At 37.6% G+C, this 18,266-nt stretch carries 12 protein-coding genes and 3 pseudogenes; 8 read left to right on the forward strand and 7 right to left on the reverse strand.

Annotation, left to right across the window (positions count from 1 at the left end):
• Positions 1-65 precede the first annotated feature (65 nt).
• The 4 genes and pseudogenes from AAFX60_008270 to AAFX60_008285 form a co-directional block, all read right to left on the reverse strand.
• Positions 66-2,380 (reverse strand): annotated as a pseudogene (locus AAFX60_008270) (zinc/cadmium/mercury/lead-transporting ATPase).
• Between the two features lie 146 nt (positions 2,381-2,526).
• Entirely contained in the window at positions 2,527-2,943 is a 417-nt protein-coding gene (locus AAFX60_008275) for a CBS domain-containing protein (protein ID XDF76770.1), read from the reverse strand.
• 128 nt (positions 2,944-3,071) lie between these two features.
• A complete protein-coding gene (locus AAFX60_008280; protein ID XDF76771.1) occupies positions 3,072-4,664 on the reverse strand; it encodes a hypothetical protein in 1,593 nt (530 codons plus the stop codon).
• Positions 4,665-4,820: 156 nt separating this feature from the next.
• Positions 4,821-7,852 (reverse strand): annotated as a pseudogene (locus AAFX60_008285) (FAD-binding and (Fe-S)-binding domain-containing protein).
• A gap of 181 nt (positions 7,853-8,033) precedes the next feature.
• Between AAFX60_008285 and AAFX60_008290 the strand changes: the two are divergent.
• Positions 8,034-8,722, forward strand: a pseudogene (locus AAFX60_008290) (DUF3334 family protein).
• Between the two features lie 96 nt (positions 8,723-8,818).
• On the opposite strand, the gene ansB reads toward AAFX60_008290, so the two are convergent.
• Positions 8,819-9,880, reverse strand: coding sequence for an L-asparaginase 2 (gene ansB / locus AAFX60_008295; GenBank protein ID XDF76772.1), 1,062 nt, complete (start codon positions 9,878-9,880; stop codon positions 8,819-8,821).
• Between the two features lie 338 nt (positions 9,881-10,218).
• Between ansB and AAFX60_008300 the strand changes: the two genes are divergently transcribed.
• Positions 10,219-10,908, forward strand: coding sequence for a DUF2786 domain-containing protein (locus AAFX60_008300; GenBank protein ID XDF76773.1), 690 nt, complete (start codon positions 10,219-10,221; stop codon positions 10,906-10,908).
• Between the two features lie 113 nt (positions 10,909-11,021).
• Positions 11,022-11,204, forward strand: a complete 183-nt coding sequence (locus tag AAFX60_008305; protein ID XDF76774.1) for a hypothetical protein — start codon at positions 11,022-11,024, stop codon at positions 11,202-11,204.
• Here the strand turns inward: AAFX60_008305 and AAFX60_008310 are convergent.
• Positions 11,188-11,883 (reverse strand): GntR family transcriptional regulator, encoded by a 696-nt coding sequence (locus AAFX60_008310; GenBank protein XDF76775.1) that lies wholly within the window; start codon positions 11,881-11,883, stop codon positions 11,188-11,190. The two genes, AAFX60_008305 and AAFX60_008310, sit on opposite strands and share 17 nt — an antisense overlap.
• Before the next feature lie 8 nt (positions 11,884-11,891).
• A complete protein-coding gene (locus AAFX60_008315; protein ID XDF76776.1) occupies positions 11,892-12,833 on the reverse strand; it encodes an NAD(P)-dependent oxidoreductase in 942 nt (313 codons plus the stop codon).
• Positions 12,834-13,222: 389 nt separating this feature from the next.
• Between AAFX60_008315 and AAFX60_008320 the strand changes: the two genes are divergently transcribed.
• The 5 genes from AAFX60_008320 to AAFX60_008340 all read left to right on the forward strand — a co-directional run bounded on the left by AAFX60_008320 (position 13,223) and on the right by AAFX60_008340 (position 18,266).
• A complete protein-coding gene (locus AAFX60_008320; protein XDF76777.1) occupies positions 13,223-14,251 on the forward strand; it encodes an amino acid ABC transporter substrate-binding protein in 1,029 nt (342 codons plus the stop codon).
• A gap of 90 nt (positions 14,252-14,341) precedes the next feature.
• A complete protein-coding gene (locus AAFX60_008325) occupies positions 14,342-15,508 on the forward strand; it encodes an amino acid ABC transporter permease (protein ID XDF76778.1) in 1,167 nt (388 codons plus the stop codon).
• Between the two features lie 2 nt (positions 15,509-15,510).
• Positions 15,511-16,608 (forward strand): amino acid ABC transporter permease, encoded by a 1,098-nt coding sequence (locus AAFX60_008330; protein ID XDF76779.1) that lies wholly within the window; start codon positions 15,511-15,513, stop codon positions 16,606-16,608.
• Between the two features lie 27 nt (positions 16,609-16,635).
• The gene (locus tag AAFX60_008335; protein XDF76780.1) at positions 16,636-17,385 is read left to right on the forward strand and encodes an amino acid ABC transporter ATP-binding protein; all 750 of its coding nucleotides are present in this window, start codon (positions 16,636-16,638) and stop codon (positions 17,383-17,385) included.
• Between the two features lie 218 nt (positions 17,386-17,603).
• Complete coding sequence (locus tag AAFX60_008340) at positions 17,604-18,266, forward strand: Bax inhibitor-1/YccA family protein (protein ID XDF76781.1); 663 nt, start codon at positions 17,604-17,606, stop codon at positions 18,264-18,266.

The following is an 18,266-nucleotide window of genomic DNA, read 5'->3' on the forward strand; positions in this document are numbered from 1 at the left end:
ATAGAAAAGCGCTCATAATACGAGCGCTTTAATTTGAGTTACTTCACTAATTTATTTCGTTCTTATTACTCTTTTTCTTTAAAACGTAATAAGCGAAGTGCATTTAAGGTCACGAGAGCCGTTGCACCGCTATCAGCTAACACAGCAACCCATAAACCTGTAATACCAAATAAGCTAGTCACTAAGAAGACGGCTTTTAAACCAAGCGCTAATGTAATGTTTTGGTGAATATTACTTAGTGTTGCTTTTGATAGTGCCACCATTGGTGCAAGCTCTTCTAAACGGTTGTGCGTTAACGCAGCGTCTGCAGTTTCCAGTGCCACATCAGTTCCGCCCCCATCGCAATACCGATTGAAGCCGTTTTCATAGCTGGAGCATCATTAATGCCATCACCTACCATTGCCGTTTTCGCATTAGCGGTTAATTGCTCAACATATTTCACTTTATCAGAAGGTAATAAACCCGCTTTGTAGTCAATATTTAACTCTGCTGCTATGGCTTTTGCTGCTCGCTCATTATCACCAGTAAGCATGATTGGTTTAATTCCTAATTTAACCAACTTTTCTACAGCAATTTTAGCATCAGGACGAAGTTCATCACGCCATGCTAATAATCCAGAGATCTGCTCATTAATCAGCACCAAAACAACCGTTTTACCTTGCTGCTCTAAGAAAGCGATTTGGCTTTCAATTTCAGGAATAACTTCGCCATCAAATTGTTGAGGTGCATATAATTCAATATGTTGATCGTTAACCGTTCCTTTAATACCTTTACCAACAACCGTCTCACGATTATCTGCTTCAATAACCGTTAACCCCTGCTCTTGCGCTCTAACTACAACAGCTCTTGCTAACGGATGAGATGATCCCATTTCTACCGCAGCTGATTGAAGTAAAATACTCTCTTCCGTTTCGGTTTCAGTTAATACTCGAATATCGGTTAAAACAGGTTTTCCTTGCGTCAATGTGCCTGTTTTATCAAAAGCGATATTTTGGATATGACCTAACTCTTCTAAAGCAGCGCCACCTTTAATTAATGCGCCACGCTTTGCAGCCGTTGCTAAACCAGAAGTAATCGCTGCTGGCGTAGAAATAACTAACGCACATGGGCAGGCAATCAATAGCATAGCTAAACCACGATAAATCCATGTATCCCATGACTGACCAAACATTAATGGTGGAATAATGATAACTAGCAACGACAGCACCATCATTGCCGGTGTATACCAACGACTAAACTTATCAAGGAAACGCTCTAATGGTGCCTTACGTGACTCAGCTTCTTCAATTAGATGAAGAATACGGTCAATGGCATTTTCACCTTGAGCTGAAGTGATCTGAATTTCAATGACACGATCATTAACAATAGAACCAGCCATCAATGGATCGTTTGCTTTTTTATCAACAGGTACTGATTCACCCGTTAAAGCACTTTCATCAAACGAAGCAAACTCAGAAAGTAAAATTGCATCCGCGGCTAATCGGTCACCAGGACTCACCTGCACACGGTCACCCACATTTAATTCTGATGCGGGTACTTCTTCTTTGGTTCCGTCACTGTTAATTCGTAAAGCCGTATCTGGTACTAAATCCATTAATGCTTTAACACCACTTCTTGCTTTTGCTGACGCATAGCCTTCTAATTGTTCACCTAACATAAACAATAAGATGACCATTGCCGCTTCAACGGTTTCACCTAGATACACAGCGCCAATAGCAGCAACTGTCATTAAGGTTTCAATGGAAAATGGTGAACCATTTTTTGCTAAGCGAATAGCTTTACGGCCAATCGGAATCAAACCAAACAGCCCTGCAACGGTAAATGCAATAGTACCAAATTCTTTGTTTACTACATTAATGCCTGTAGCAACCACTAAAAAAGCAACCAATAGCAATAATAATGCGTTCTTTTTCCAAAATGGCTGAGCTGCATTTTCTGATGTATTTTTAGCATTAATATCGGTTAGCGGAAAACCCGTTGTTCTAGCAACGCTTTCAACAACATCAAATACTAATTCATCATTTGTTCGTACAGTAAGTTTTTCTGTTGCAAAAACAACGTTCGCATCAACAACATCTGGAATGGCAAGAATTGCTTTTTTTAGTTTTGCCGCACAACTTGGGCAATCCATATCAGAAATAAGCCAACTACGAGATAACGTACCTTTCTCGGATGCTTGAGGAATGACAACTAAGGGGTCTGATTCTCCAGGATCTGAACCACAACATGAATCAGAACTCGTTGGTTTATCAACACTACTACAACAATCCACAACGGCACTTTCCGCTTTGATAGTTGATATTTTTGGCTTCGCACAGCATGAGCTTGATGGGTTATGCTTATGATCATGACAGTGCGTCGATTTATGAGTAGTACACATGAGATATTCCTTTGTTAGATGTTAGGTTTGAATTCACTCTCACCATTAACTATAAACCTTAGAGTTAACTCCAAGGTCAAGAATATTTTTTATTTGAAACAAAAAAAGACACCGAAGTGTCTTTTTATAAGAAGAGATGATGAAAATTAAACTGGGTGTTTAAAACAGTGACCTATTGATTCACTTATAGCCTGAAGAACGTTGCGACGAGTAATAATCCCAACTAACTTGCCACCTTCAACCACAGGATAAATCTTTGGTTTGTTTTCTGTCATTGTCTGTGCCAAATCAACAATCGCATCATCAGGTGTAACGGTTAACACTTCTGTCTTCATTACATCTGCAACAACATGTGTATCTTGGCAGTGATAACTCACACCTAACAAAGACTTAATTAAATCTTGCTCAGAAATAAATCCAATAACCTCACGTTGCTCGTTAACAACTGGACCACCAATATGTTGTGAAGTAATAAATTGATCTAACGCCGCTGCTAATGACATATCCGCTGTCAAATATAGAGGTCGTACACTCATGTATTGTTTTACTTTTTTATTTTCCATTATAGCCCCCTAACGTGCTATCGCTTACTTCGATAACTTAAGTGTGGACTATTTTTGGAAAATTGCTAAATCGCTCTTTCCTATCTCTGTGATGGATAAAACCTATTGAGCAAAAAAGAAGTAAAAAATTATGCACTACCTAACAAAACGTCAATCAATATTTTCTTGTTTTGTTCAACAGAAGACATTACGTTTTCATACCCAGCAGTGTTATTAGTGCGCTCCATTCTATGAATAATGGCTAGACACTGTTTAATATTCTCTGGGTTTTTCATTAAGTTCTTACCTTTTAGCGTTAAAGTAAGAAGCATATAGTTTAAATCTGATGAATACGGATACGTCTGTCCTATCTTGATCAACTGAAGTCTGTTTTCATCTGCTGATTTTTGAGCTCTAAGCCATTGGTACACTTTATTTAGTTTTTGGAAATGCACCATCGACTGTTGTAGTAATTGTGGTGAATTCTTTTTGAGGTTCGCTTGATCAAACACTTTATACAACGCAACACACAACTTCACTTCACCAGCCATAGCTAAAACGCCAAATGTAGCAACACGAAATTCATCTGAAGCCACTTTACGCTCAGATAAGAATCGATGATAACAAGTTGCTGCAATTGCTTTTGCTTTATAACGCTTACCTTGTTTAAACAATTGTCGCGCTATAAAGATATTAATATAACCTTGCAATTCATCACGCTTATCCATTGATACACGTTTTTTCAACGTTATAACTAATTGACCAAAAAAGCGTCGATACTTTTCTTTATTAAACTGATGATTCGATTTATATACCGTATCAGCAATATCCAAAATCATTTTGTTTAATGTTACTGGTGTAATACCAATATGATAAAAACGTTTCATTATCATATTATGAATAAGAGAGTGCTCATTATTCTCAATAATAAATGTTAAATACGAATAAAAAGCACTATCACTTTTTGGATTATTCTCAAACGCTTTTGATAACGACGCTTGCTGCTTACTTTTTTGTTTTGCTTCTTCATATATTTCAGCCAACATTAAATTAGCTTTAAATAAATACTTCTTAGAACGCAATAATAACTCAAGAACAGGTATTGCTTTTGGTTTTTCAACCATTTGACAATACGCCATTAAGTTTTGTGGCATGATTTCGCTTTTATCATGTCGTTGATAAACCTTTTTGAACGTCATAAAGTCTTTTGCTTTATACAGCTCTTCCAACGTCATGTTTAACAGCATTCTATTTTTATATGTGCCAGTAAACGTTTGTGCTCGCTTGATAAAAGCAGCTTGTGACCCTTTTACTTCCGCAATGAGTTTTTCGATCAATAATGTTAAATTAAATGATTTTTTAATTAATTCATCAATATATCCATAATTGATAGGACTATTAACAATAAAATCAGGAAATAACTCTCTAGCATTTAAATCATCAACTTGAGAATCTTCATTTTCAATATCAACAATAAAAATAGGTCGCTTACCAAACTTAGCATTCGCTCGTGCGTTATCTACAATTTCAGCAATTACTTCATGCGAAGAGTAATGATATTCAATAAAATAATAATCATAGACAGGTAGATCTGATGCTTTCATGCCAAGATTAAAATTATCCGCGCTTTTAAAACCCGCTTTTTGAAAAAATTGACGAATTTGAGTACTGCGTTCACGTTTTTCAGTAAACACTAAAACATTCATTTGCGGAATACGTCTAATTAATTCGGCACTGCTCATTTATATTACAACTCTAATGAAAACAACAAACACAATATACCAACCTGTAAAAATCAAATTACAATAGTTTTAACAAACACAACACAGTCCGTTTGCATTTAACTCGTTACAGGAATTTCGCGCTACTTTACCACAAAGTAGCGCAAAGTTAGATCATTATATGTTAGTCAGTAGCGCTTGTAATGGATGCTTTAACTGCTGTCCTTCAAATCGCTTAACCTGACTACGGCATGAATAACCTGTAATCAAGCAACGTTCCTTATCCAAACTAGCTAGATTTCCTTTCCAACTTAATTCATAAATCGCTTTGGATGAGGCTAATTTTTCTGCCTCATGCCCATACGTTCCTGCCATGCCACAACAGCCAACTGGAACCGTATTTAATTGTAAACCAAAATGACTAAAAATTGCCCCCACTCCTTCTCCGCGTTCGGCAATTTCGTTTTTTCCGTACAATGGGCAAATAATTGCCAAGCTCTAGTATCAAATACTGTCGCTTTATCAAATGAGGATAATCGAGGATATAGCCATTCATGAACGGTTAACACAGCAAAATCACCACGCTTATCAGCTAAAATCTCATTATACTCATCTCGGTAACAAAGAACTAAAGCAGGATCCACGCCAACCATTGGAATATTCAACATAGCGACTTGATTTAAAAATTCACCGCTTGTTTTTGCAGTAGAAGCAAACTGCTTTAAAAACCCTTTAATATGTTGCGCTTTTCCATTTGGTTTAAATGGAAGTAACATTGGTTTCAAGCCTAAACGTTGAATTAATTCAATAAAATCACTGACCACTTCAGCATCGTAATAGCTCGTAAATGGGTCTTGAACGATGAGTACATGCTTCTGACGCTCTTTCTCTGAAAGTTCTGATAGCTGTTTCAAGTTAAACTCTGCAATATCATTTGTTCTACAACGCTCTTTCAATGTCGGTATAGACAGAAGAGGCATATCGACATAACCGAGTGTTTTCTTCGTAATACTTTTTGTTATTGATTGCTTTAAAACACCATTAATCAGTTTTGGCGCTTTAGCCATTAACGGCAACATAGTCTCAATATTTGCAACCATATAATCTTTCATCGGACGTTGATAACGACTGTAATAGATATTTAAGAATCGTGACCTAAAACTTGGCACATCCACTTTTATTGGACATTGGCTCGCACACGCTTTACAAGCTAAGCACCCCATCATGGCTTCATGAACTTCGTGAGAATAATCGTATTCTCTTTCTTTATTAAACGTGTTTTTAAGGCGATCTATGATCTGTTTAATTGATGGGCGCTTGGTTAATAACTCTTTTTCCAACTCAATGGGATCGATACCCTGCTCTGAGAGTTGACGTAACCATTCTCGAACTAAACCTGCTCGTCCTTTTGGTGAATGACGTCGATCAGCCGTCACTTTCATTGATGGACACATTGGCGAACTGGTTTCATAGTTAAAACAGAGACCATTACCATTACATTCCATTGCTTGATTAAAACTGTCTCTTACTTCTACAGGTATTTGGCGATCATAAAATCCACGCTTAGTGCCACTTACTTTAACCAATTCATCATTACTGTCTAATGGTGTACAGATTTTTCCTGGGTTCATCTTATTGTATGGGTCAAACGCCGTTTTTACTCGACGCAATTCCGTGAATAGTTCTTCACCAAAGAACTCTGGACCATATTCAGATCGGAAACCCTTACCGTGCTCTCCCCACATTAAACCGCCATATTTAGAGACCAAAGCCACAACTTGATCTGAAATAGTATGCATCAATGCTTCTTGTTCAGGATCACACATATCCAACGCTGGACGCACATGCAGAACCCCTGCATCTACATGACCAAACATGCCATAATTTAATTTGTGTGAGTCGAGCAATTCTCTAAACTCTTGGATAAAGTCCGCTAAATTTTCAGGTGGCACACAAGTATCTTCTGCGAAAGCGACTGGTTTTGCCGCTCCCTTTGTCGCCCCAAGCAGTCCTACCGCTTTTTTGCGCATCGTATATATTTTTCCGATACTTGCTACATCACTTGTTACTTGATAACCAATGATTCCTGCCGTTCCCGAATGCTGCAATGCTTCTAATTTTTCAATTAAAGTATTAACTTGCTGCTGTACCTCATCAAGATTAGCTCCGGCAAATTCCACCATATTTAGACCAAGCATTTCTTTATCTGGAACATCGGTGATCAGATCACTCACCGTATGCCAAACAATATCCTGCTTTGCAAAATTAAGAACACGTGAATCAATGGTTTCTACAGAAAGCGCATTCGCATCTACCATAAATGGTGCATTTCTTAATGCCGCATCAAAGCTGTCATATTTAACATTAATTAACGTTCGAGCTTTAGGTATAGGGGTAATATTCACCTTCGCTTCTGTTAAAAAAGCAAGCGAGCCCTCTGCTCCACATAAAACACGAGTAATATCGAATTCATCATTAGTGGTATCTAAGGCATTTTTTAAATCATACCCAGTCAAGAATCGATTTAATGGCGGAAATTTATCTTCTATTTTCTGGCGATTATCTCGACACACTTTAGCCGTAACATCTAAAACCTTACGTATTTTCTCCGGCTGTTTATCATCATCAAGTTCCGTATTTAAGCATTCTCCGTTTGCTAAAATAGCAGTAACTGCCAAAATATGATCAGATGTCTTGCCGTATTTAAGCGAACCTTGACCTGATGCATCGGTATTGATCATTCCACCAATCGTTGCTCGGTTACTGGTTGATAAATCAGGAGAGAAGAAAAAGCCATGAGGTCGAAGTGCATCATTTAATTGATCTTTAATTAAACCGGTTTGAACTCTCACCCACCCTTCCTCAATATTAATCTCTAATACCTGATTCATATGACGAGAGAGATCAACAACAATTCCTTGCGTTAAAGATTGTCCATTTGTCCCCGTACCTCCACCACGTGGAGAAAACTGAATAGTTCGATACTCTTCTTTACTTGCCAAGGTCGTTAGACACTCGACATCTTTTGTTGTCTTTGGAAGTAAAACGGCTTGCGGCAATTGTTGGTAAACACTGTTATCTGTTGCAACAGCTAAACGACTCGAATATGTCGTTTCTATATCACCACTAAAATCAGTACGGCTTAATTGCTCTAAATAATCTACAACTTTTGGATCAATCGTAGATTGAAATTGTAACGCTGGTAACATTGCTCCATGCTCCTTAACTCGCTGATCCCTCAGCTCTATAATGTTGTTCTATACACACTTTACAACATCTCGATTGGATAAAACATCCGGTATATGCTATATCCGATAAATATTTGCCGCTTTAAAGGCACATATTTTGCTTTGATAATTATTATCTGTGACATTTTTAATAGAGAACGCTATGAAACCAGCAATAAGAAAATCAAAAATAATTACGACGGACGATATCCTATTAACCTTATGTCGCTCAATGTCAGGAGTGTTAAGTAAAGCTACTCAAAGCTCTGTAACCTATTCTGCTATGGTACAAAAGATCACTAAAACAAGTTTAAAACCAGATTTTGGCTGTTTTGTTTTATTTGATGGTGGTTTTTCTGGTCTTGTTGTAACTAACTTCACTAAAGACGCTGCATTAGAACTATATACAAAATACATGCGTAATATGGGCATGCCAGCTGAAGAATTAGCGATTTTACATACTTCTGATGAAGTGGGTGACGTGCTAGGTGAGCTAATGAACCAAATCGTAGGTGATTTCACAGGTCAGATCCGTAAAACACTACAAACGACGATTTCTCAAAACCAACCTAAGATGCTGTCATTAAATAAACAAGTGATCTTATCGGTTGATACTAACCTAGATCGCCCACAAGCTCGTCGTGTCACCTTCACGACTGAAAATAATCACATTTTCTATCTTGAACTTGCTATGGATAAAACCGAATTTATTCAATTAGAAGAATTTGAACAAGAAGATGAATTCGATGCTGACGATCTATTAGACCAACATCGTTCCGCTAAGAAAGAAGAGAAAAAACAGAGCCTAATCAAGATTTCGATGACTCTTTATTTGATGAGTTAGGTATTTAATACCAACCTACATAAACATTTCATCCTTCCAAATAAAAAAACAGCCAATAATTAATATTGGCTGTTTTTTTATTTAAAATACGAAACTATATGCCTCTAGTAATACTGAAACATCTTTTGAATTTCTTTGTAGTTTTCCGTCTCAGTTAACGACAACATCAATAAAATTCGAGCTTTTTGAGGGTTCAATGTACCTGACGCAACAAAACCGTATTTCGCATCATCTATTTCAGCATCAAGCGTTGTTGAACCTGAACCAGTGCGAGCACTACGTACAACCACCACCCCTTCTTTGCTTGCTTTAGCTAACTCATCAAATACCGAGTGATAAATATTACCATTACCTACACCCGCACTCACGATACCATCATATTTTGCATCAACCATTGCTATTACAGGTAATGCTGATGCATTCGCATAGTTGTACACAATACCAACCTTAGGTAAGGTTTTTAACTTTGATACATCAAATTCAGCTTCAGTTGTATGCTTACGTTCAGGGCTACGTTGATATTGAACATCACCATTGTGAATATAGCCTAGAGGCCCAAAATTTGGTGATTGAAACGTATTTACAGACGTTGTATTGGTTTTGGTTACATCACGAGCATCAAATACCGTATCATTCATTGCAACCAGTACACCACGCCCTACAGAATCTTCGTCCGTTGCCGCAACAACCGCATTATATAAATTGACCGGGCCATCGGCACTCATTGCTGTTGATGGTCGCATTGCACCAACCAAAATTACAGGTTTATCACTTTTAACAGTAAGGTCTAGGAAATAAGCAGTTTCTTCCATCGTATCTGTGCCATGAGTAATCACAACACCATCAACATCATCTTGAGCTAATAACTCATTTACACGCTTTGATAATGTTAGCCATACCTCATCATTCATATCTTGAGAACCGATACTTACGACTTGTTCACCACTAATATCCGCAATTTCTGTCATTTGAGGTACAGCATGAATCAAAGAATCGACTCCAACTTTACCAGATGTATAGCTAGAACCTGTTGCGGATTGACCTGCGCCAGCAATAGTACCGCCAGTCGCTAAGATTTTAATATTTGGTAAATCATCAGCAAGACTGATTGAGCTAAAGCAAAGACCAGAAAGCAACATACCTACTGCAATGGCATTCTTTATCATGTTAGTACTCCATTATAAAAACAATTAATTACGAGAAAATAAAATTACATATTTTGACTTAATTCATCATATTCGCTTTTAATTAATGTACCGTGATAACAATCACAACTATCATGTCCACACAGAGCAATATTAGATTTAATTTTTGTAAATCAACAATTTACAAACACAATAAACCACAAACCACACATTCAGAAACATGGTAATTACATAGTGATCTGCATCATTAAAATACACATTAACGCCTGAACTTTCCTACTCATCATTTCACTCTATTTCTTTCAAAACCTAGCAGAGAAAGGTAGAATATCGCCCCCGAAAAAAAGAAAGGTAAAGTCATGTCATCAACAAAGCAAAAGGCCCTTAAAAAGATAGCTAAATGTCTTGAGCTCGGTAATTCAGCAAATGTGAATGAAGCCGCTCAAGCCATAAAAATGGCTCATCGCCTTATGCTTAAGTATGGCCTTGAAAAAGATGACATCGAATTTATCAAGATGGGTAAGACACAAAGTATCCATCTGCTTCCTGCTAATGTAGGCAGCAATATATTAAAAATCATCCGTGGTATTAATACCCGTTTTGGTGTCGAAGCCGTATTACTTAATCATAAAGGCTTAAAGAAAGTTGAATTCATCGGCTCGGCAGATCGTGCTATTTTTGCAGCTTTCGCATTTGACATCGTTTATCGTGAAATGAATGAACAAACGGGACAATTTAAAAACAGCTTTGCAGGAACGGGCACAGGACAGTTAGAAGTCACCAAACGTGTAAATTCATTTTTAGCAGGCTGGATTGAGGGCGCATTAGAAAAATTACCTGTGATCGCCCCTGATGAAGACTCAGCAAACAAAATTAATGACTACATTGATAAAGAATTCAAAAATATAGACCGCGAAACGTTTAAACAGCAATTAAAAGAGGCGATGGCTAATATTACTGCTGATTACGAAAAAGGTTTAAAGAAAGGTCGAACTATTTCAGTTAACCGCCCTGTCGCAGGTGCGCAAGCTCCAAAACTTCTGAAGTAATACTTTGGTAGCAAATTTGTTAAAAAATTGATGGTACTTTGATTTAAATCAAACGAATGCTCTAGATTGCACGATACCTTTAAGTTGTTAAGCAAATGTTGCAAGGAGCAATTATGACATTACTAAGAAACCCAAAATGCTATACGGATGTGTGTATTGATGGAAAGTGGTACCACTATGATCACTGTGGTACCCAAGTTTATATGCTAAAAGGCGGAGCTGAAGCGTTTTTTGAATTAGATTCAGAGCCCGTAACTGAAAATGAATTAATTGAACAAATTAAGCAGTTTGGCTAATTTTCAGTTTCACCGCATCATGGCAACAACGAATTGTCTGTAATAGAAAAGGAGTCTGACTTTTGTTACAGGCAACTTGATTGATCGATAACAACATACTTCCAGAACTTAAATTCAATGCATCAGATTCAAGCTGAGATGCAGGAATAATCCCTACCTCTATCTCATGTTTTTCCGAATCATATTCAAAGCTATTCAATAATTGAGTTAGTACGTCCGTTTGTTCGTCATGACTTAATAATATCGTCATTTCCTCTGGAATATATCGGTACTGAACCGCTACCCTTCTTCCATCAATATGGATAAGAGAAACTTGTTGTTTGACGTAAGAAAATGGAGACAACTTTAAAACGGTCAGCATTTCTTTTGTTGCTAACAATCGATGAGAAGAAAGCGCCTCAATTCGGCAATTTCTTTTCTGCTCCTTACACGTTTCCGCAATATCAATACATTGCATAGGATTAAACATTAACTTAGCCGTTGATACAAACCAGCCTCTACGCTCTTCTTTGTATATTTTACCTGATAAGGCTAAATGATTAAGAGCTTCACGTAGTGTAATGCGTGTTGTAGAAAATGTTTCAGCTAGCGTTCTTTCTGAAGGCAACTTTTGTCCAGCCTCAAACATGCCAGTATCAATTTGCTCTTCTATTGCATCTTTAATCGTTAAATACTGCATTAATAAACCTATAATGTAGGAACATATACATCATTTGCTAAATAATGCTGAATATTTGAATCACTGAATAATTGGCCTTTTTTCACTAAAATGGTCACTCGGATGTTTTCAGCGTTTGCTTTATCCAAATAATCCGCCATCTCTTTTTCAGAGCGAATATAAATACGCTCCGCATCACGACGGCAAAGCTCAATGAATTCAGCAGGACAACTTTCAAAAGCAATAACCCATTCTGCTTGCTGCATTAATCGCAGTGCTTTTAGAGTCAGCATTTCAGTATCCGAATTATACTCAATCCAATTCCGTTCAGACTTAATTTGAACATCAACCGTTAATGCTTGTTGAAATAATGCTTCTAATTCATTTCGAGTATTTATCTTCTCGATTTCGGGCAATCGCAAAAAGGTTTCCCAAAATTTTCTTCTCTCATCAACAGTTTTAAAATGCTGTTTAATAAGATTTCGCTTATCAGCACCAAAGTCCGCTAACATGGCAACTTTTGTTGATAACTGAGTTTCAAGCTGTTCTCTAATAATTCGGATTAATACCGGAGATGCTCCACCACTTGAAATAGCGACCTGAACACGACCTCGATTGACCATTGATGGCGTTATAAAATCACAATATTCCGTATCATCAACAACATTTACTGGAACGCCAACGTCATGTGCATCAGCATGTACTTGGTGATTTAAATCTGAATTGTCTGTTGTTGCCCATACTTGTACGTAATCATTACTTAATAAGTTTTTATGATAAAAACCCTTTATATATTCAAGCTTCCCTTCTTCTACGTATTTCATTAAATAAGCTTTAATTGATGGTGCGACAACGGTAATACTTGCCTCAGCTTGCAGCAACATATCTATCTTACGACAGGCTACTTCACCACCACCAACAACCAATACTGGTCGCTTTTTAATATCCATAAACATGGGAAAATATCTCATTACAATCCGCTTCCTTAATATCTCTTTGAATATACAGCTTTAATATACCTTGATTTTAAAAAATAAGGTATGCATTCAGTAAACCATGATTGTTTAGTTAACACATTCAAAATTTATAACAATTAACAACTTTACAACAAATACACTCATTAGACCTGATCACTATGACCACATAAAATCAAAAAAGCAGTGTTTATCACCAGTAAATATGAAAATAAACCGATAGTTCAACTGGTTTTTACATTATCCTGAATTTCACAAATTGTTAACCTTTAGTTATCTTTAAATACAGTTGCTTAAAAATAAAGCAATCATTCTATCTAACGGCTAACTCAACGCAATAGATTGAGATAAGCCAGCTAAATTACGCACAACAAGGAAGAACACAGATGAAATTTAAAACAACTACACTGTTTGCTGCTATTGCTACTTCTGCGGCACTTTTATCAGCTCCAGCACTCGCTGCAAGTGGAACATTAGAAAAAGTTCAAAAAAATGGATATTTACAATGTGGTGTGAGTACTGGTTTACCTGGTTTTTCAAACCCTAACTCAAAAGGTGAATGGGAAGGTATCGACGTTGAATTCTGTCAAGCCGTCGCAGCTGCCGTACTAGGTGATAAATCTAAAGTAAAATACGTACCTTTAACAGCCAAAGAGCGATTTACAGCTCTACAGTCAGGTGAGATTGATGTGCTTTCTCGTAACACTACATGGACTTTACACCGAGACACTTCTTTAGGCCTAAATTTTGTCGGTGTAAATTACTATGATGGTCAAGGCTTCATGGTTAAGAAAGAGCTTGGATTAACGAGTGCAAAAGAACTTGATGGTGCATCGGTTTGTGTTCAATCAGGTACAACTACCGAGTTAAACCTTGCTGACTACTTCCGTAATAATAATATGGAATACAAACCAGTGGTTTTTGATACTGCAGCACAAACATCTAAAGGTTTTGATGCCGGCCGTTGTGATGTTCTTACCACCGACCAATCTGGTTTGTATGCTCTACGCCTTAATTTAAAAAACCCTAAAACCGCTCAAGTTTTACCAGAAATAATATCAAAAGAACCCTTAGGTCCGGTAGTTCGCCAAGGGGATGATCAATGGTTCAACATTAATAAATGGGTTTTAAATACCATGATCAATGCTGAGGAATACGGTATCAGTTCTAAAAATGCTGACCAAATGCTGAAATCGAAAGATCCAAACATTAAACGTATTCTTGGTGTTGATGGGCCAAAAGGCAAAGGATTGGGAATTCGTGATGATTGGGGCTACCAAGTGGTGAAACAAGTCGGTAACTATGGCGAAAGTTTTGAACGTACCGTAGGTGAAGGTTCTCCATTACAAATCTCTCGTGGCGTCAATGCACTTTGGAATGCTGGTGGCTTTATGTATGCAGCACCCATTCGTTAATCAACTCATAGTCTAATTATAAATATAAAAACACAATTTATGGGGTGAATCTTCACCCCTTTTAATAAATGGATTTAAGGTTGTAGTTGTATGTCATCTAAAAATAAAAACATCTTATATAATCCAACATTTCGTGCGATTTTATTTCAAGTGATAGCCGTTGCTGCACTTGTCTTTTTTTTCTACACCATAGTTAACAATGCATTATCCAATTTAGAATCTCGTGGTATCGCAACTGGCCTTGGCTTTTTAGATCAAGAAGCCGGCTTTGGTATCGGCCTTTCTTTAGTGGAGTACGATGAAACATACAGTTATGGTCGCACGTTTGTTGTCGGATTATTAAACACCGCTCTTGTGTCTGTCCTTGGTATCTTATTTGCTACCGTTTTGGGCTTTACTATTGGTATCGCACGACTCTCAAGTAACTGGCTAGTTAGTCGATGTGCCGCAGTTTATATTGAGACTTTCCGAAATATCCCTCTTTTATTACAAATTTTCTTTTGGTATTTCGCCGTCTTACAAGCACTTCCCTCTCCTAGACAAAGTTTAAGTTTAGGTGAAAGTGTTTTTTTAAATGTTCGTGGATTATTTTTTCCAAGTCCTATTTTTGAAGAAGGTTCGAACTTAATTGGTATCGCTTTTATTACCGCGATTGTATTTATTTTATTTTTATCTAAATGGGCAAAAAACAAACAGCGCATTACAGGGCAGCAAACACCCGTATTACGTTACTCTCTTCTTGCTCTGTTTGGTTTACCCACTTTAGCCTATTTTATTTCTGGAATGCCAATATCTATTGAATATCCAGAATTAAAAGGATTCAACTTTCGTGGTGGTATTAGCATCATTCCTGAATTAGCTGCATTGGTCGTTGCTCTTAGTGTATATACCGCCTCTTTTATTGCTGAGATAGTTCGTTCGGGTATCAATGCCGTGAGCCATGGTCAAACAGAAGCAGCGATGGCACTTGGTTTACCAAGAAAACGAACCCTTAAATTGGTCGTTATTCCGCAAGCGATGCGAATCATCATTCCCCCTCTCACTAGCCAATATTTAAATTTAACTAAAAACTCATCCTTAGCAATGGCAATTGGTTACCCTGACTTAGTTTCGGTGTTTGCAGGAACAACACTAAACCAAACAGGTCAAGCTATTGAGATCATCACAATGACCATGGCGGTGTACCTAACACTAAGCCTATTAACCTCATTTTTGATGAACATTTACAACAGCAAAGTTGCATTGGTTGAGAGGTAATTATGAATACACATCAATTTCAGCCAGATTTACCACCACCAGCTAATACCGTTGGTGCAGTAACTTGGCTTAAAAAACATTTGTTTAATGGCCCAATTAACTCCATTCTAACTCTTATTATCGCTTACCTTGCAATCATCGGGTTATGGAATGTGATTTCTTGGGGCTTAATTAACGCTGATTGGATTGGCACAACCCGTGATGCCTGTTCTAGTGAAGGCGCTTGTTGGGTGATGATAAGCGTTCGCTGGGACCAATTCATGTATGGTTTTTATCCTAGTGATGAATTGTGGCGTCCACAGCTATTTTATGGGTTATTAGCGATTTTCGTTGCACTACTAGCTTATGAACACACACCAAAGAAATTTGCGATTTGGTTAGTTTTTGTAAATATTTTTCCTATCTTCGCAGCCTTTCTTCTTTATGGCGGTGTTTTTAGCTTACCGGTTGTAGACACTCACTTATGGGGCGGATTACTAATAACTCTCGTAATTGCCATTGTAGGTATTGTCGTTTCTCTTCCTATTGGTGTTGCACTGGCACTTGGTCGACGTTCAGAAATGCCTATCATTCGAAGTATGTGTACGGTGTATATCGAAATCTGGCGTGGTGTACCACTCATTACCGTGCTTTTCATGGCTTCCGTTATGCTTCCGTTGTTTTTATCAGAGGGAATGGAGCTAGATAAACTCTTTAGAGCATTAATTGGTGTTGTTCTATTTAGTGCCGCTTACATGGCAGAAGTTGTCAGAGGGGGCTTACAAGCGATTCCTAAAGGTCAATACGAGGCTGCAGACGCACTTGGTTTAGGGTACTGGAAAAAGATGCGCTTAATCATTTTGCCGCAAGCATTGAAAATTACGATCCCTTCTATTGTTAATACCTTTATCGGTTTATTCAAAGACACCAGTCTGGTTCTTATTATCGGGATGTTTGATGTGCTAGGTATTGGTCAAGCCGCAAATACCGACCCTGAATGGCTTGGGTTTTCAACAGAAAGTTATGTCTTCGTCGCTTTGGTTTTCTGGGTGTTCTGTTTCTCTATGTCAAGATACTCCATCTACTTAGAAAATAAACTTCATACAGGTCATAAGCGATAATTAACAGAATTCAAGGAAGTAGCAATTATGGAAAATCAACAAGATTATATGATTCAACTAGAAGACATGAACAAATGGTATGGTCAATTTCATGTTTTAAAAAACATTAACTTAAAGGTTAAAAAAGGCGAAAAGATCGTTATTTGTGGGCCTTCTGGTTCTGGAAAATCAACAATGATCCGCTGTATTAACCGATTAGAAGAGCACCAAAGAGGACACATCTTTGTTTCTGGTACAGAATTAACAGAAGATCTAAAAAACATCGAAGCGGTAAGAAAAGAAGTTGGAATGTGTTTTCAGCACTTTAATCTCTTCCCTCATCTAACAGTGCTAGAAAACTGTACTCTCGCTCCTATTTGGGTGAAGAAAATGCCTAAAGCTGAGGCTGAAGCTCTAGCAATGCAATATCTTGAACGTGTAAAGATCCCAGATCAAGCAGATAAATATCCCGGGCAACTCTCTGGTGGACAACAACAGCGTGTTGCTATCGCCCGATCATTATGTATGAATCCACAAGTGATGCTATTTGATGAACCAACTTCAGCACTTGACCCTGAAATGGTTCGAGAAGTATTAGATGTAATGGTTGAACTGGCAAGTGAAGGCATGACAATGCTGTGTGTTACACACGAGATGGGCTTTGCTAAAGAAGTGGCAGATAGAGTGATATTTATGGATGCTGGTGAGATCATAGAAGAAAACAACCCTGTCGATTTCTTTGAGAACCCACAATCGGATCGAACTCAATTGTTCTTAAGTCAGATCTTGCATCATTAACTTTTAAATACTAAATCCTCAAGTTAAAGCAGTGATCGTTTAATTACTGCTTTTTGTTACAGATGCTTACAAACTACATCTGCTAAGTTAATGTACTGATGTAAAATGGTTTCCAGCTCAATTAATTCAAACCGAAAGTCAATTCTATCTTGATTTTTGGAACTATAAGCGCCATAACTGTCTATATAATTATGTCAGTACATTCCAAGGGGAATACGATGAATAATCAAATGTTCAGCCAAACTCATACGCAAGAGTCGGCTCTACAAACTAACAAAGTATTACGTAATACTTATTTCTTATTATCAATGACACTACTTTGGTCTGCGGTAGTTGCTGGTGTTTCAATGGCAATGAACCTACCTCGTCCAGGTATCATCATCATGCTTGTTGGCTTCTACGGCCTACTTTTCTTGACGGAAAAGAACCGTAACAACAACATGGGTCTTGTATTTACGTTCCTATTTACAGGCTTCTTAGGCTACACCATTGGTCCAATCCTTAACATGTACATTGGTGCCGGTATGGGTGATGTGATCTTAACTGCACTTGGCGGTACTGCGCTTTCTTTCATGGCAGCATCTGCTTATGCACTAACAACTAAGCGTGACCTATCGTTCCTTAACGGTGTATTACTAGCTGGTTTTGTTGTTCTATTAATTGGTATGGTAGCGAACATCTTCCTACAAATGCCGTTATTACACCTAGCAATGAGTGGTATGTTTATTCTGTTCTCAACAGGTGCAATCTTGCTAACAACACAATCAATCATTCGTGGCGGTGAGACAAACTACATCTCAGCAACGATTACGCTGTATGTTTCTATCTACAATATCTTCATCAGCCTACTAAGCATTCTTGGTATCATGCGTGATGATTAA

It is taken from the genome of Aliivibrio fischeri (genome assembly GCA_038993745.2).
Classification (GTDB): Bacteria; Pseudomonadota; Gammaproteobacteria; order Enterobacterales; family Vibrionaceae; genus Aliivibrio; species Aliivibrio fischeri_B.

Coding starts and splice junctions, on each gene's coding strand:
- AAFX60_008335 (XDF76780.1), top strand. CDS start 16,636: ATGGAAAATCAACAAGATTATATGATTCAACTAGAAGACATGAACAAA.
- AAFX60_008325 (XDF76778.1), top strand. CDS start 14,342: ATGTCATCTAAAAATAAAAACATCTTATATAATCCAACATTTCGTGCG.
- AAFX60_008300 (XDF76773.1), top strand. CDS start 10,219: ATGTCATCAACAAAGCAAAAGGCCCTTAAAAAGATAGCTAAATGTCTT.
- AAFX60_008305 (XDF76774.1), top strand. CDS start 11,022: ATGACATTACTAAGAAACCCAAAATGCTATACGGATGTGTGTATTGAT.
- AAFX60_008330 (XDF76779.1), top strand. CDS start 15,511: ATGAATACACATCAATTTCAGCCAGATTTACCACCACCAGCTAATACC.
- AAFX60_008280 (XDF76771.1), bottom strand. CDS start 4,664: ATGAGCAGTGCCGAATTAATTAGACGTATTCCGCAAATGAATGTTTTA.
- AAFX60_008340 (XDF76781.1), top strand. CDS start 17,604: ATGAATAATCAAATGTTCAGCCAAACTCATACGCAAGAGTCGGCTCTA.
- AAFX60_008315 (XDF76776.1), bottom strand. CDS start 12,833: ATGAGATATTTTCCCATGTTTATGGATATTAAAAAGCGACCAGTATTG.
- AAFX60_008310 (XDF76775.1), bottom strand. CDS start 11,883: ATGCAGTATTTAACGATTAAAGATGCAATAGAAGAGCAAATTGATACT.
- ansB (XDF76772.1), bottom strand. CDS start 9,880: ATGATAAAGAATGCCATTGCAGTAGGTATGTTGCTTTCTGGTCTTTGC.
- AAFX60_008275 (XDF76770.1), bottom strand. CDS start 2,943: ATGGAAAATAAAAAAGTAAAACAATACATGAGTGTACGACCTCTATAT.
- AAFX60_008320 (XDF76777.1), top strand. CDS start 13,223: ATGAAATTTAAAACAACTACACTGTTTGCTGCTATTGCTACTTCTGCG.